Raw genomic sequence first — 14,245 nt, 5'->3', positions numbered from 1 at the left:
GCTTATTCAGCAATTACGGATAGTTCCGGCATTTCCGGATCAGGCAGCAGGCAGATGCGGGTGAGATCAAAGGCGTCTTTTAAAACCGTGAGGTTTTGCTTGTTTAAACCCTGCATCCGGGAGATGCTTTTCGGGTGGATCCGGAGGTTTATGTGGTGCCGGGGCAGGGAAATATGCTGCAGCTGGTGCGTGGCCTGATCCAGCATGATCGTTGAGAGCACCATATGGCCCAGGGCCGGGTGATAGGGACCGGCAATCACGTTGTCTGCAGACAGCCCTTCTGTTGCCTGAAGTCCCATCCGGATCACCTTGATCTGATTTTTTGTAAACAGATGATATAACTGTTTAAGGCGGGCGACACAGGCGGCAAGGGATAGCGGTGTATAGCGCTTTTCCCGGTACCAGCGGGCAAGGGGACTGCCTTTAATCACCAGGGTGGGATAGATCCGGACAAAATCCGGCGCCATTTCCACAATTTCCCGGGCGGTTAAGGCGGCGGCCACGGCATTATCACCGGGAAGGCCGATCATCACTTGAATGCCGGTTTGGTAGCCCGCTTGCTTTAACAAGGCCATGGCCTGCCGAACGGCCGCTGCGTCATGGCCCCGCCGTGAAAGCGCGAGCACATTTTCGGCCATGGACTGGACCCCGATTTCGATCGTTCTGACCGGGAAAGGCGCAATCTGTTTGAGCGTCTCCGGGGTGATCGTATCCGGCCGGGTGGAGCAGCGGATGCTGTCGATCATCTGCGAGTCTGCATATGCTGCCGCAACATCCAGACACATCCGGATTTTTTCCGGCGGCAGGCCCAGAAAATTTCCCCCGAAAAAGGAGATTTCGGTTTTTCCCCGGTTTTTGCCTTTATACGGCATCAGCCGGTCGATCTCACCACGCAGCCCCTCGGCCGAGGGAAAGGGCTCGTTATTTCCGGTGATGGCGGTTTGATTGCAGAATACGCATCTGTGGGGGCAGCCCGCGTGAGGGAGAAAAATCGGGATGATAAAGGGTTTGCTCATTCTTTGGCTTCAAGCCGGTCCAGCGCCTTTCGGGCGGCGGCCTGCTCAGCGCTTTTTTTGCTTTTGCCCGTGCCCTGGGTTCGCGTCGCCCCGATGGAGAGCTCCACCTTGAAGGTCTTGTCATGATCCGGCCCGGATTCTTCGATAACAAAATAGACCGGGGTTTCTTTGAGTTTGGTCTGGACCATCTCCTGGAGGCGGCTTTTAAAATCCCGGAACTGCTCAGGCATCTCAATCTGATCCAGAAGCGGGTCAAACAGGTTGGCAATCATCTGAAACGTCCGGTCAAATCCACTATCCAGGTAGACCGCCGCAGTCAGTGCCTCAAATGCATCCGCCAGGATGGATCTTTTTTTCTGTCCCTTGGTCTGGATTTCGCCCTTGCCCAGTTCGATTTCTCCGCCCAAATCAATTTTTTTTGCAATTTCAGAAAGTTGAATTTCGTTCACCAGGTAGGAACGGGTCCGGGACAGATCACCTTCAGACAAGCGGGGGTAGCGTTCCATGAGCAGGTGGCTGATGATCATGTTCAAAACCGCATCGCCCAGAAATTCATAGCGTTCATTATCCGCCAGCCCGGCTTCCGGGTGCTCATTGACAAAGGAGCTATGCCGCAGGGCGGTTTGCAGGTGCGCTTTATCGGAAAAGGTATACCCCAGGCGGGCTTCCAAATCTTTGAGTCTGTCATTTTCCATAGGCGATTGAGTTAGATCGGTTTTTCTTTAAGACGGTCATGATGGATTCATAGATGGTGTAGGGGATATAGAGATCTCCCCGGCCGATACCCAGCCGGATTTCCGGATTGATGTCCCCGTGAAAATCCGTGCCCCCGGTGATAAGAAGGGCCAGTTTTGCAGCCAGATCCGTAAAAAAGGACTGCTGGCCGGCTGAATGCCCCGGGTAATAAACCTCGATGCCCTGAAGGCCCATGGCCATGAGCTCAAGCAGAAGCCGTTCATAGGTTTCTGCATCCCCCAGATCAAGTAGACCGGGATGGGCCAGCACGGCCAGGCCGCCGGCTTTTAGGATTTGCTGAATCGCCTCATCCGCTGGAATCCGAAATTTTTCAACATACCCCGGCCGCCCTTTGCCGAGATAGCTGTCAAAGGCCTCATCAACGGAGGCTGCCAAGCCTTTTTTCACCAGCCATTGGGCGATATGGGGGCGCCCGACCTGTGGACTTCCGGTTTCCGCCCGGATATCCGCAAGCGCTACCCTGATGCCGAAATGGTTCAGGCGCTCGATAATCTGTGGTGTCCGGTTTATGCGGGCCTGCTGCTGCTTGTTCAGAATTTCATTGAACCCCGAATGGTATACATCCATCCCGTATCCCAGGAGGTGTATACTGCCGTGAAGGCGGAAAGCGGGCGGCGGGGCGGCGCTGATTTCCACCCCTGTGAGGAGGTCTAATTGAGTGGGAGGTTGCGCATTTAAAAGTGTTTTCACCCCTTCGACGGAATCATGATCGGTGAGCGCAATGGCGCATAAATCCTGCTCGGCTGCCAGGGCCAGGATGGCGTCCGGGGAGAGTGATCCGTCCGATGCGGTGGAATGGATATGTAAATCAATTTTTCCAGATTTATAATCCAAGGGCTTTCTCTAAAGCCTCTTCCTTTGTCTTGCACTCAATGCATTGGGTGGTCACCGGCCGGGCTTTCAGGCGCTCAATGGCTATATCATCCCCGCATTTTTCGCATATGCCGAACGTGCCGTTTTCAATGCGATCCATCGCTTTTTTGACCTTTTTGATCAGTTTGTGTTCCCGATCCCGGATTCTAAGCTCAAAATTCCGGTCCGCTTCATAGGCGGCCCGGTCGGTGGGATCCGGAAAATTGTCCTTCGGATCATTCATGTCCGAAACCGTATCATCGGCCTGACTGAGCAGTTCATCCAGTCGTTGGGTGAGAAGGTCTTTAAAATAATCGAGATCTTCTTGTTTCATAATCAAACGTCCCCTTTCCCTCTCCATGGTTTTCCAGCGGGTTGAGGCATTGATGCGAATTGTCCGCAACCCATGTACAAATTATCGGAGGCTTTTCATTATCATGGTCAAAATTAAAAAGTAAAGCAAAAATTAAAACGCGCAACCCTTGGCGGACACGGATTCGGCGTGTGAAAAACCGGGGCAGCCCTTATTCGATGTCATCATCGAGGTTAAACAGTTTGCGGGTCATATCAATGTAAATGGATTTATTCCGGTGGGTGCCGGGGTTTTTGAGAAACAGGGTGGGATCATGAAGCATTTTTTTCACCATGGCATCGGTCATCTTTTTCAGTGCATCTGCGGCCTCAGGCGGTACATCCAGGGTGTGAATGGTCTTATTCAATTCCGCCGTGGCAATCTGCTGCAGCTTATCCCGCAGCGCCACGATCGTTGGCACCACATCCAGGCTGTCATACCATTGGCGGAACCGGACCACCCCCTCATCTACAATGCGCTCGGCCATCATGGATTCCTGATGCCGGATCTGGATGTTTTCATTGATGACGCCCTGCAGATCATCGATATCATACACATACGCGTTGGGAATCCGGTTAATGGCCGGGTCAATGTCTCTGGGCACGGCGATATCAATAAAAAACAGCGGCCGGTTTTTCCGCCGGCGCATGATCGGCTTCACATGATCGCGGGCGATAACAAAATCCGGGGAGCCGGTGGAGCTGACGATAATATCCACGGATTTCAGGGTCTCCGGGATCTCTTCGATCCGGATCGGGGTGCCGTTAAACCGGCCGGCCAGCTCTACCCCCACGGAAAAGGTCCGGTTGGCAACGAAAATGCGGCCGGAGTGACGGCTTCGCAGCAAATGGGCGACCGCCAGCTCCGCCATTTCGCCGGCGCCCACCATGAGGATGGATTTGTCCGCCAGGGAGTCGAATATTTTTTTGGCCAGCTCAATGGCCGCATAGCTGATGGACACCGCATGGCCGCCGATGCCGGTCTCGCTTCTGACCCGCTTGGCTATGGAGAAGGCCTTGTGCATGAGCCGGTTCAAAATCACCCCGGTGGTTTTGGTGTCCACCGCGTGCTTGTAGGCCGCCTTTACCTGGCCCAGGATCTGGGGCTCGCCCAGCATCATGGAATCGAGACTGGCGGAAACCCGGAAGAGATGGCGGACCGCCTGGTCGCCGGCATAAACATAGACCGCCGGCACAAACCGGGCAAGCGGCATGGATTTCCACTCGGCGATGTGGGCCGGGATCATCTCCCTGGCGGTTTCCGGCTGATCCGTGGTGACCAGTACTTCCACCCGGTTGCAGGTGGAAATCAAAAGCGCCTCCCGGACAAAGGGAAGTTTTCTTAAGGTAATCAGGGCGGATTCGGTTTCTTCAGCGGAAAAGCCTAATTTTTCGCGGAGCTCCACGGGCGCGGTCCGGTGGTTTACCCCGATTAAAACGATTTTGAGCGCTTCCGGGGAGACCGTCTGGGGGGCAGCGGCGGATTTTCGGCTACCATCGGGTAAATTCATTGTGGTGCCCCTCCAGAAAAAAATTGACGCCGATAAAGGTAAATATCAGCGCCCCGAATCCGATAATCGCCAGAATCGCCGCCCGCCGCCCGCGCCATCCGGCTACCAGCCGTTCGTGGAGCAGCGCCGCATAGATGAGCCAGGTAATCACCGACCAGATTTCTTTGGGGTCCCAGCTCCACAACGTGCCCCACACCTTTTCTGCATAGATAAACCCGGTGATCAGTCCGATGGTGAGCAGGGTAAAGCCGGTAATGACAAATGCATAGCCCGTGCTGTCCAAAACCGCCAGGGAAGGCAGCCGCTTGAAAAAGAAGCGGGGGTTTTTGGTTTTAATGGCCCGCTCCTGGATCAGATAAAGAACCCCGGTCCCGCCGGCCAGGGCCAGAGACGCCTCGCCGATAAAAATAATAATAATGTGGCTGACCAGCCAGAGGCTGTTAAACAGGGTGTTGGGCTCTGCCGGGGCGTGCTGCGGAAGACAGAAGGCCACGACCATGATCAGCGTGGCCAGGGGCGCGGTGTAGGCGCCCAGAATTTTAATGCGGAATCGATACTTAAGCAGCAGGTAGACCCCGGCAAGCGCCCAGGCGGCAAATGAAAGGGTCTGATGCAGATTCTGGACCGGAATCTGGCCCCAATGGACGTATTGGTAGCCGATCAGCCCGGTATGCAGAATAAATCCGGCCATCAGCACCCCATAGGCGATCCGGTGGAAAACATTCCGCTGGACGCTGAAATATCCAATATATGAAGCGGAACTCAACATATAAAGGAGAATAATAAAGCCGAACACCGCTGTCATGAACCGGCCCCCTCCGAGACTTCTATTTCCTGCATCAATTCGATGTAGTCAAAGCCCTCGCCCAGGACCTCAAAAAGAATCCGGTTGATGGCGGCGGTATCGTTTTGCCGGATAAGATCCAAAAGGTTTTTTTCAATCAATCGGTTAAACAAATGTTTATGGGCTTCCGGGGCATGGGCTTCGGCCAGCAGGCGCTTTCGGACGGCGCCCATTAGCTTGAGAAACCGGTCGTATTCCGGGCCGTAGGCATCCTGCAGCTGGCGGCGCAGGTGCCTGGCAAACGCCGGGCTTTTGCCGGATGTGGAAATGGTGAGTATGAAATCCCCCTGCCGGATCACGGAGGGCAGAATAAAGTTGCAGACCTCGGGCACATCCGCAATATTGCAGAGCATCTGCCGGTTTTCGGCATCCGCGTGGATACGGCGGTTTAAGGCCATGTCGTCTGTGGCGCCGATGACAAGGAACATGCCGTTAAGATCACGGGACTCATAGGGGCGCTCTACCAATTGAACCCGGGGATGATCCGCCATGTTTTGGATCGTCTCGGAAAAGGCCGGGCTGACCACAGTGACCGCTGCCCCGCAATCCAGAAGTGATCCGACTTTTCTGGAGGCCACACCCCCGCCGCCCACCACCAGGCATTTGCGGCCGCTGATATTTAGATTTACCGGATAATATTTCATTCGGGTCCTAAAAGGCTGATGCATAAATGATCCCGGGCCAGTTCCAGCGCGCCGGCATAGGTGCTGCGGCACTGGTCTTTAATATCGGCTGTTTCGCATTCCGGATAAAAATGGGTGAGCACCAGTTTTTTAACCCCTGCCCGGGCGGCCATCTGTCCGGCCAGCGACGGGGTAAGGTGGCCGGGCACTTTGCGCCCGTCCGGCAGGGCGGCCTCGCAAATCAATAAATCTGCCCCGGCGGCTAAAGCCACCAGGTTTTCGCTTTCATCCGTGTCGCCGGAGTAGACGATGCTATTATTTTCCGGCCCCTCGATCCGAAAGGCGATGCTTTCCGGCTGATGAGCCACAGGCGCGGTTTGAAGCAAAAAGCCGGGGAAGCTTTTTTCACTTTTTGTGGACTCCCCCATTTCAATGAGATGGAGTTTTCCCGCCCCGTCGATCCACTGGCCGTAAACCCCGCCGAGCTGGTTGAAAAAATTTTTAAACCCGGGCCCGCCGATCAGCGTCAAAGGGGCTTTTCGCCGGCTGCCATCCGGATATTTGTTGGCAAAGAGAAACGGCACCAGTTCGCCGGTATGATCGGGATGGAAATGGCTGATCCCCAAATGGGTCACGTCAAATATCGAAACCCCCGCTTCAAGCAGCCGCCGCATGGTGCCGGGGCCGCTATCGAGCAGAAAAACCGTGTCATCAAAAGTGATCAGCACAGAACAGGCGCTTCTTTCCAGGGAGGGTACACAAGTCCCGGAGCCAAGGATCGTTACCTGTAAAGGCTTCTGGTTTGGCCGCATATCAATCGATTTCGCTGAATTTATCTATTATCCAGCTGTTAATGGCGTCGGGGGCGGATTCCTTGAGTTCGGTTTTCAGGTTCTCAAACGGGATTTCCGCCCGGGCCATGTTTTTATGCCCCCCGGCCGGGCCAAACCGCCCAAACAGCTGGCTGGACACGCTTCCGGCGTCTTTTCGAAGCCCGTCATTTCTGATGACGATAATCAGCCGGTTTTCAAATACACCGGAGACCAGGCTCCAGGTGACCATATTCACTCGCATGAAAAAATCGGCTATTAAAACACAGACATCCGGGTTTTTCACATCACCCAAATGGGCGAAAATCCGGTTTTGGCTTAATACATAGCTGTTCAGGGCTTTTTTGAAATACTCCAGAAATTCGATCCGCAGATCCACCTGCTCCATACGCCGGGCCAGATGGATATTGGCATGGGTAAACAGATACTGAAAGGCACGGATATCCGCGTTTGTGGCGTTTCGCTCGAAATTGCCGGTATCGGTTTTGATGGCATGGAAAAGGCCGGTGGCCAGCAGCCTGGAGGGCTTGATCTTTGCCGCCCGCAGGTATTCGGTCATAATCGTGGCCGTAGCCCCGTAATCCGGCCGGATATCCTTGAACGGCAGCTGGCAGCCGGAATCCTCATGATGATCAATCACCGCTGTAAAGGCAATATCGGCAAAGCTCTCGTTATGCACCGGCTGAGAATCCACGATGACGAATTTGTTATAAAAATGGAAATCAATTTTGGACAGGTGGATCAGGGTCACATCCAGCAGGCGGATCATGGCCATGTTATCCGGCCGCGTGATGGTGTTGATGTTGGATATGGTCACGTTGGTCACCCGCCGCCACAGCAGCCGGTTGATAGCCATGGCACTGGCAATGGCATCCGGATCGGCATTGATCACGATCAGGACGTGATCAGCCCCCGTGAACTGGTCATAAAATTGATTGAGTTTATCAAGGTTTGTCTCGACCAAACCCGCACCACTCCTTATTGGTAACAGAGAATTTCTTACGCCCTGTTTTTATTCTTATCGTTTAATAAAAAACCGGCTGAATAAACATATAAGTAAAATTTAAGCGATAAGCCCGTATCCGGTTTAATGTCAATGAAAAAACCAATGGTCTGTCGCCGAAATTTTTAGAATATTATCATTTATCGGCGATTGTCGAGGGGGGTAAACGGCATGTATACGTTTCGCCTTTAGATGGGGGCACGTCAGCCCTTTTGCAGAAGGCGGCTTCTTGAACCGGCCGGCCGGATGGCTATGGCGTTTTTACCACGAAGCCGCCTTTTGCCAAACCGCTGGATTTGATCTGCTCCAGGGTTTCTTGGGCCTTTTCCGCGTTTGCGTAAGGCCCCAAGCGGACCCGGTACCAGGTCTCCCCGTCCACTTCGGCTTTTTGCCGGTAGACCGGATAGCCTTTGGCGGTAAACTTTTCTTTAACGAAATCCGCATTATCCGGTTGCTTCAGGGCTGCAACCTGTACCCCGTATCGGGCCGGACTTTGATCCGGTTGGGGGGCTTGGGCTCGGGGTTCTGTTTGGGTTTTTTGGGTGATCCGCAGCTCAGCGCGCCGGTTAAAGCCTCTGCCCCGGCTCGAATCGTTGGGCGCAATCGGATCTGTTTCGCCGGCATCGATTCTCTCCGGTGAATCCAGTATCCCGGCAATAGATTCCGCTCGTTTTGAATCCGGGGGCATTGGCTGCGGGTGATATAATTCCGAATTCAACGCGGCTTCCCGTGCCAGGGCCAGAATGTTTTTCGCTTCCTGGTCATAGCCCTCCCAATACGTAATGGCGGCGGTTTTACCGAGTTCCATCGCTTTATCAATCTGTTTTTCCGCATACAAAGAGTCCCCGTGACGTTTGGCCTTTTCGATAAGTTTTTGGGTTTTGCCAAAATCGCCCGGGGAATGAATGGCCTTGTCTTCAACACCGAAGTAGCCGGTTCGAAATGAATTACAGCCAGCGGCTAAAAAAAGGCATCCGATGGATAAGGTGATGAAAAAGAATTTCATTCATGAATCCTTAAAATTGGGTGTAAAAAGCCATTGCTTTCCTGCAGTCTGTATTGTAATAAGATTAATATGTATTAAAATAAACTGTTAGTCAATGAGTTATGTAATAGGCAGACGCCACCCAGGCTCATCTTGGGTGGCGTTTTTTATTTTTGGGCCGTTTTAAACCAATTCAAACCAAAAGGGCCGTCCAAAGTATGCAAACCCTGCTGGTAATTGACAACTATGACTCCTTTACCCATAACCTGGTCCAGATGTTTATGGGGTATCGGCTTGATATCCGGGTTTTTCGAAATGATGGGATCACCATTGCGCAGGCGCTTGAAATAAATCCGTCGTATCTGTTAATCAGCCCGGGGCCAAAGGATCCTGAAAATGCGGGGATGTCAATGCCATTGATTCGGTGTTTTACCGGAAACACACCGATTTTGGGGGTATGTCTGGGCATGCAGTGTATTAATGAGGTCATGGGCGGTGAGACGGTTCCGGCCCCGGTGCCGGTGCACGGCAAAAAAAGCCGCATTCTGCATAATCGGAGCGGCATTTTCAGGGGGCTGCCATCCCCATTCACCGCCGCCCGGTACCATTCCCTGATGGTAAAACCCCTCGGCGGCGAACTAGAAATCCATGCATGGACATCCGATCATATTATCATGGGCCTTTCGCACCCCCGTTATCCTGTGTTCGGGGTGCAGTTTCATCCGGAAAGTTTTATGACCGAATACGGTCAGGGGCTTGCCCGGAATTTTCTTTCCTATGGGGCAGAAACCCCGGAATATGCTTACAGCGCGGCATAGATGGCACAAACGATCGAAAACTGGTTAAATCATCACATCGGACGGATTACCGGCGTGCATACGAAACAAATTCGCCCGGTGGATGCATTCATGGATTTGGCGGTACAGGCAGCCGATACCTGCGGTACGGTGGCCCTGATGAGCGGCGGGGAATCCGACAGCGCGCGGTTTCATTTGCTGGCCGCCAAGCCCTGGCTTACGGTTAAAGCCCATGGCCGCGAGATTTTTCTGTCTGCCGGAAAGGCCTCTGCGGTTTTTGAGGCAGATCCGTTTGAAGCAATTGAGCGCCTTCTCGACTATTTCGCCATAACCCCGAAAACCCCCCATCTTCCTGTGACATCCGGACTTTTTGGCTATTTCTCCTACGATCTGAAGGATTTTATCGAAAAACTGCCCCGGACCGCGGTAAATGATCTCTCCCTGCCCCACCTGTGTCTGTATGCCCCATCCGTTATCGTCATTTACGACCGTCAGGAAAAGTGCACCTGGCAGTGTATTCCGGAAATAAACGGCCGGCCGGCGGCTTCCGGCCGGGAGCTAAGCAAAGGAGCCGATGCGGGGCGGCGAAAAACAGAACTATCCTTTGCCAGCACCGGCGATTTGCATGCGGGAATGGTCAAGCCGGCATATCTGGCGGCTGTGGCCGCGATCAAGGAATATATTGTCTCCGGCCATATTTATCAGGCCAATCTGGCCCAGCGGTTTGAGACCGATTTTCACGGCAGCCCTTTTGGTTTTTTTAAAACCCTGTTTGAAGCCGCGCCTGCGCCGTTTTATGCCTATATCCATGCGGGGGACCACCATGTCGTCTCCACTTCGCCGGAACGCTTTGTCCGGCAGGCCCGAAAACAGGTTGAAACCCGGCCCATCAAGGGCACCCGGCCCCGCGGCCGGAGCGCCCATGAAGATCAGGCCATGCGTAAGGCCCTGGTTGAAAGCGCCAAGGACGAAGCCGAGCTTTCCATGATCGTTGACCTCCTGCGAAACGATTTCGGGCGGGTCTGCCGGGCCGAGAGCGTCCTAGTGGCCGAACACAAGCGGGTTGAATCCTATGTGAACGTGTTTCACCTGATTTCTATTGTAACCGGGGAACTGCGGGATGACATGAAAACGGTGGATTTGATAAAAGCGGTTTTCCCCGGCGGCTCAATTACCGGATGCCCCCGCATCCGGGCCATGGAAATAATCGATGAGATGGAGCCCTGCCAGCGGCATATCTATACCGGCGCCATCGGCTATATCAGCTTTCATCAAACCATGGACCTCTCCATTGCCATCCGCACCGCCACCATTACCGGGGAAAAGCTGATTTTTTCCGTCGGCGGCGGCATTGTCCATGATTCGGATGCAGAAGATGAATATCAGGAGACCCTGCATAAGGGCCGCTCGCTTATCACCGCCCTGGCCGCTGAGAACCAAAAGCAGCCGGCAAAGATGCACGTTTGGCGAAACGGAAGGCTGGAGCCATTCGATGCGGCCGCCGTACCGATATCCGACCTCGGCCTGCAATACGGGTTTGGTTTTTTTGAGACCATTCGGGTGGCAGAGGGCCGGCCCGAGTTTTTAACGGAACATGTCCGGCGGTTCAACCATGCCTGGAAACACCTGTTTCAAACGCGGGTGCCGGATGTCACCTGGGCTGATATCATTGCCCGGGTAATCCGGAAAAACCGGCTGTCTGAAATCACTGCGGCGGTAAAACTCATGGCGACCCGCGGCACCCGGTCGCATCCGCCGTATGATCATCAACTGGTGGTCACCGCCCGCCCTTACGTCCGGCGGCCAGCCATTTCAGAAAATGGGGGGCTCTCCCTCGCCGCCTATCCATATCCCCGGCAAACGCCCCTGGCGGATTTTAAGACCATGAACTACCTGTATTATTATCTGGCGGGAAAATGGGCGGCGGAAAACGGGGCGGATGAGGCCCTGATCATGAACCCGGACGGCAGCGTCTCGGAGACGAATACGGCCAATATTTTCGTAATTAAGGGAGAGACTGTTTATTGCCCGGTCTCTTCCCATGTGTTAGAAGGCGTGATGCAGAAACAGGTCCGCGACAGCTTTGCGCAAATGGGGTATTTAATAAAAGACCAGCCGGTGTATCCCGCTGATCTCTTATCCGCTGATACCTTAGTCCTTACCAATTCCCTGATCAGGGCGGTGCCGGCCACTTCACTGGACGGCAAACCGCTTGGCTTTAATCCGGAATTGTGCCGGCAAATTTGCCGGCAGATCAGCAGTCAGGATATCCCTGACTGCTGAACATTGAAACCTGAAATCTGAATTTCTGCATAAAACAGGCGATAGCGCGTATTGGCAAAGGTTTATCAGCTCCGCACCGCCTCGCGTATCCGGTTCATGGCCGCTTCGATGTTTTCGTAGCTGTTAAATGCGGACAGCCGGATAAATTTTTCCCCGCAGGTGCCGAAGCCAAGGCCCGGGGTGCAGACGACCCCCGCCTTGTTCAGCAGCATGTCAAAAAAATCCCAGGAATCGGCCCTGGTGTTTATCCAGATGTAGGGCGAATGGGTGCCGCCCACATAGTCATAGCCCAGGGCATCGATTTCCTCCCGGATACGGGCGGCATTATTCATGTAGAAATCAATTGTTTCTCTGACCTGCTGTTTGCCTTCCGGGCTGTAAACCGCTTCCGCGGCCCGCTGGACCGGGTAGGAAACCCCGTTGAATTTGGTGGAGTGGCGGCGGTTCCATAGGGCATGCAAAGAATGCGCGTCACCTTTGGAATCATAGGCCATGCAGTCCTTGGGCACCACTGTAAACGCGCACCGCGTGCCGGTAAATCCGGCGGTTTTGGAAAAGCTTCGGAATTCAACCGCCACTTCCCGGGCGCCTTCGATTTCATAAATGGAGTGCGGCAGGGCATGATCGGTGATAAAGGCCTCATACGCCGCATCGTATAAGATTAACGCCTTGTTTTCCTTGGCAAACTGGACCCACCGGGAAAGCGCTGATTTGGAAATCATGGCGCCCGTGGGGTTATTGGGAAAACACAGGTAGATGAGATCAATGGCCGCCGGCGGCAGGTCCGGGATAAATTCGTTTTCCGGGGTGCATTCCATATAATGGATGTTTTCATACCGGCCGTTTTGCCTCTCCCCGCTTCGGCCGGCCATCACATTGGTGTCCAGGTAGACCGGATAGACCGGATCCGGCAGGGCTACATGGATATCATTGGCCAGAATCTCCTGAAAATTACCGGTATCGCATTTGGCCCCGTCGCTGACAAAGATTTCATCTGCGGAAATATCCGCGCCCCGGGCCTGAAAATCCTCGGCCGCAATTTTTTCCCGCAAAAAAGGGTAGCCCTGTTCCGGCCCATATCCCCGGAATGTGGCGTCTTCAGCCATCTCGTCCACGGCCCGGTGAAAGGCCGCAACACAGGCCGGCGGCAGCGCCCGCGTGGCATCGCCAATGCCCAGTTTGATGATTTCCGTATCCGGGTGGGCCTTTTGGTAGTCATTTATTTTATTGGCGATATTGGAAAACAGATAGGAGGCCTGCAGTTTTAAATAATTCTCATTAATTTGAATCATACCCGATCCTTTTTTTGGTTTCATATCAATGGCAAAGTGGCTTTTGGTTATAATAGAAATGTATTGGCCCTGTCAATTGCAAGCCTTATTCTTCCACGGTGAATTTGTTCTGGCGAGAAACCCCATAACCATGGGGTTTCTCGTATGTGAGGTCGGCACGGTGGCCGACCCTACAAAATGTCGACATTGTCGCGTAGAAGGGCGGGCCACCGTGCCCGCCTGAAAAATAGATAGAACAAATTTACCGTGCTTATTCTTCCTTGACAGGGGAAAGCAGTTTCCCATAAATAGAATTTTTTATTTAAAAACAGAAATTTCCAAAACAGAGGGGATCTGCCATGCTTGAGCCATATATCGAAGACGACATTCAGATTGTTAAGCTAAACAACCCGAAAACCAATCCAATTAACCGGCCGATGCTCGAAGAGCTTAATGAAATTATCCGGACGGTCAATGACAATCCCTCCCCCAAGGGACTGATTCTGACCGGCGAAGGCCGCTTTTTCTCCAGCGGCTTTGATCTGCCGATCTTCATCAATTTCAAGGATCTCGAGGAAGCGGTCGCGTTTTTTGCCTTTGAAGAGGAAGTGCTGCTATCCCTTTTTACCTGCAGCAAACCGGTGGTCTCTGCCATAAACGGCCATGCCGCCGCTGCCGGCCTGATCTATTCCATGGCCGCGGATTACCGGATCGTCAAGGATCACCCCAAAATTAAGATCGGCATGAGCGAGATCAAGATCGGACTTCCCCTGACCATCTGCCAGCACGAGGTGATGCGGTTTGGCTTTGACGGCAGCCTTAAGTTTCGCGATGTCATGTTTAACGGTCAAATGGTGGATGTCCACAAAGCCAAAGAAATGGCCCTGGTCGATGAGGTGGTGGCAGAGGCGGAGCTTCTGGATCGGGCCAAGCAGGTGGTCGCCCAATGGATAGATACCCCCAACCGGCCGTTTATCCGGATGAAGGAGCTTTTGAAAATGGACACCGCCCGCCGTATCCGACAGAAGCTTGAAACGGAAAACTGGCATGCGGGGCTTAATTGTTTCTTCCAGGAGGATGTCCGCCAGACCCTGGAGTTTGTCCAGGCCAGCATGCAGTAGCC

Annotated in this window: 14 protein-coding genes; 3 read left to right on the top strand and 11 right to left on the bottom strand. The window is 53.5% G+C overall.

From position 1 onward, the window contains the following. Positions 1-2: 2 nt before the first annotated feature. From U5L07_16425 to U5L07_16380, 10 genes are all read right to left on the bottom strand, one after another. Entirely contained in the window at positions 3-1,016 is a 1,014-nt protein-coding gene (locus U5L07_16425; protein MDZ7833334.1) for a radical SAM protein, read from the bottom strand. Beyond that, a complete protein-coding gene (gene rnc / locus U5L07_16420) occupies positions 1,013-1,711 on the bottom strand; it encodes a ribonuclease III (protein ID MDZ7833333.1) in 699 nt (232 codons plus the stop codon). Before rnc ends, U5L07_16425 begins: the two co-directional genes overlap by 4 nt. Next, complete coding sequence (locus U5L07_16415; GenBank protein MDZ7833332.1) at positions 1,701-2,606, bottom strand: PHP domain-containing protein; 906 nt, start codon at positions 2,604-2,606, stop codon at positions 1,701-1,703. Before U5L07_16415 ends, rnc begins: the two co-directional genes overlap by 11 nt. Next, positions 2,596-2,958 (bottom strand): RNA polymerase-binding protein DksA, encoded by a 363-nt coding sequence (dksA, locus tag U5L07_16410; protein ID MDZ7833331.1) that lies wholly within the window; start codon positions 2,956-2,958, stop codon positions 2,596-2,598. Before dksA ends, U5L07_16415 begins: the two co-directional genes overlap by 11 nt. Positions 2,959-3,148: 190 nt before the next feature. Then, on the bottom strand, positions 3,149-4,486 hold the full coding sequence (gene hemA, locus U5L07_16405; protein ID MDZ7833330.1) for a glutamyl-tRNA reductase: 1,338 nt from the start codon (positions 4,484-4,486) through the stop codon (positions 3,149-3,151). Continuing rightward, positions 4,467-5,291 (bottom strand): c-type cytochrome biogenesis protein CcsB, encoded by an 825-nt coding sequence (gene ccsB / locus U5L07_16400; protein MDZ7833329.1) that lies wholly within the window; start codon positions 5,289-5,291, stop codon positions 4,467-4,469. Before ccsB ends, hemA begins: the two co-directional genes overlap by 20 nt. Then, on the bottom strand, positions 5,288-5,974 hold the full coding sequence (locus tag U5L07_16395; GenBank protein ID MDZ7833328.1) for a bifunctional precorrin-2 dehydrogenase/sirohydrochlorin ferrochelatase: 687 nt from the start codon (positions 5,972-5,974) through the stop codon (positions 5,288-5,290). The genes ccsB and U5L07_16395 overlap by 4 nt, the downstream gene beginning before the upstream one ends. Continuing rightward, positions 5,971-6,765 (bottom strand): MBL fold metallo-hydrolase, encoded by a 795-nt coding sequence (locus tag U5L07_16390; protein ID MDZ7833327.1) that lies wholly within the window; start codon positions 6,763-6,765, stop codon positions 5,971-5,973. The genes U5L07_16395 and U5L07_16390 overlap by 4 nt, the downstream gene beginning before the upstream one ends. Position 6,766: 1 nt before the next feature. Further along, positions 6,767-7,747, bottom strand: coding sequence for a DHH family phosphoesterase (locus tag U5L07_16385; protein ID MDZ7833326.1), 981 nt, complete (start codon positions 7,745-7,747; stop codon positions 6,767-6,769). Positions 7,748-8,036: 289 nt separating this feature from the next. Further along, on the bottom strand, positions 8,037-8,792 hold the full coding sequence (locus U5L07_16380) for an SPOR domain-containing protein (GenBank protein MDZ7833325.1): 756 nt from the start codon (positions 8,790-8,792) through the stop codon (positions 8,037-8,039). 197 nt (positions 8,793-8,989) lie between these two features. Between U5L07_16380 and U5L07_16375 the strand changes: the two genes are divergently transcribed. Together U5L07_16375 and pabB are read left to right on the top strand one after the other, a co-directional pair. After that, positions 8,990-9,589: an aminodeoxychorismate/anthranilate synthase component II gene (locus U5L07_16375; GenBank protein ID MDZ7833324.1), complete on the top strand. Its 600-nt coding sequence runs from the start codon at positions 8,990-8,992 to the stop codon at positions 9,587-9,589. Then, positions 9,590-11,851, top strand: a complete 2,262-nt coding sequence (pabB, locus tag U5L07_16370) for an aminodeoxychorismate synthase component I (GenBank protein MDZ7833323.1) — start codon at positions 9,590-9,592, stop codon at positions 11,849-11,851. It abuts the gene before it with no gap. 65 nt (positions 11,852-11,916) lie between these two features. On the opposite strand, the gene U5L07_16365 is transcribed toward pabB, so the two are convergent. Next, a complete protein-coding gene (locus U5L07_16365) occupies positions 11,917-13,143 on the bottom strand; it encodes an LL-diaminopimelate aminotransferase (GenBank protein MDZ7833322.1) in 1,227 nt (408 codons plus the stop codon). 338 nt (positions 13,144-13,481) lie between these two features. Here U5L07_16365 and U5L07_16360 point away from each other — a divergent pair, with 338 nt between their 5' ends. Then, a complete protein-coding gene (locus tag U5L07_16360; GenBank protein MDZ7833321.1) occupies positions 13,482-14,243 on the top strand; it encodes an enoyl-CoA hydratase/isomerase family protein in 762 nt (253 codons plus the stop codon). Positions 14,244-14,245 lie beyond the last annotated feature (2 nt).

Source organism: Desulfobacterales bacterium, assembly GCA_034520365.1.
Classification (GTDB): domain Bacteria; phylum Desulfobacterota; class Desulfobacteria; order Desulfobacterales; family Desulfosalsimonadaceae; genus M55B175.
Note: the sequence above shows the minus strand (reverse complement) of the source record. Positions and strands in the feature narration are given on the sequence as shown.

Coding starts and splice junctions, on each gene's coding strand:
- U5L07_16425 (MDZ7833334.1), bottom strand. CDS start 1,016: ATGAGCAAACCCTTTATCATCCCGATTTTTCTCCCTCACGCGGGCTGC.
- rnc (MDZ7833333.1), bottom strand. CDS start 1,711: ATGGAAAATGACAGACTCAAAGATTTGGAAGCCCGCCTGGGGTATACC.
- dksA (MDZ7833331.1), bottom strand. CDS start 2,958: ATGAAACAAGAAGATCTCGATTATTTTAAAGACCTTCTCACCCAACGA.
- hemA (MDZ7833330.1), bottom strand. CDS start 4,486: ATGAATTTACCCGATGGTAGCCGAAAATCCGCCGCTGCCCCCCAGACG.
- ccsB (MDZ7833329.1), bottom strand. CDS start 5,291: ATGACAGCGGTGTTCGGCTTTATTATTCTCCTTTATATGTTGAGTTCC.
- U5L07_16395 (MDZ7833328.1), bottom strand. CDS start 5,974: ATGAAATATTATCCGGTAAATCTAAATATCAGCGGCCGCAAATGCCTG.
- U5L07_16390 (MDZ7833327.1), bottom strand. CDS start 6,765: ATGCGGCCAAACCAGAAGCCTTTACAGGTAACGATCCTTGGCTCCGGG.
- U5L07_16380 (MDZ7833325.1), bottom strand. CDS start 8,792: ATGAAATTCTTTTTCATCACCTTATCCATCGGATGCCTTTTTTTAGCC.
- U5L07_16375 (MDZ7833324.1), top strand. CDS start 8,990: ATGCAAACCCTGCTGGTAATTGACAACTATGACTCCTTTACCCATAAC.
- pabB (MDZ7833323.1), top strand. CDS start 9,590: ATGGCACAAACGATCGAAAACTGGTTAAATCATCACATCGGACGGATT.
- U5L07_16365 (MDZ7833322.1), bottom strand. CDS start 13,143: ATGATTCAAATTAATGAGAATTATTTAAAACTGCAGGCCTCCTATCTG.
- U5L07_16360 (MDZ7833321.1), top strand. CDS start 13,482: ATGCTTGAGCCATATATCGAAGACGACATTCAGATTGTTAAGCTAAAC.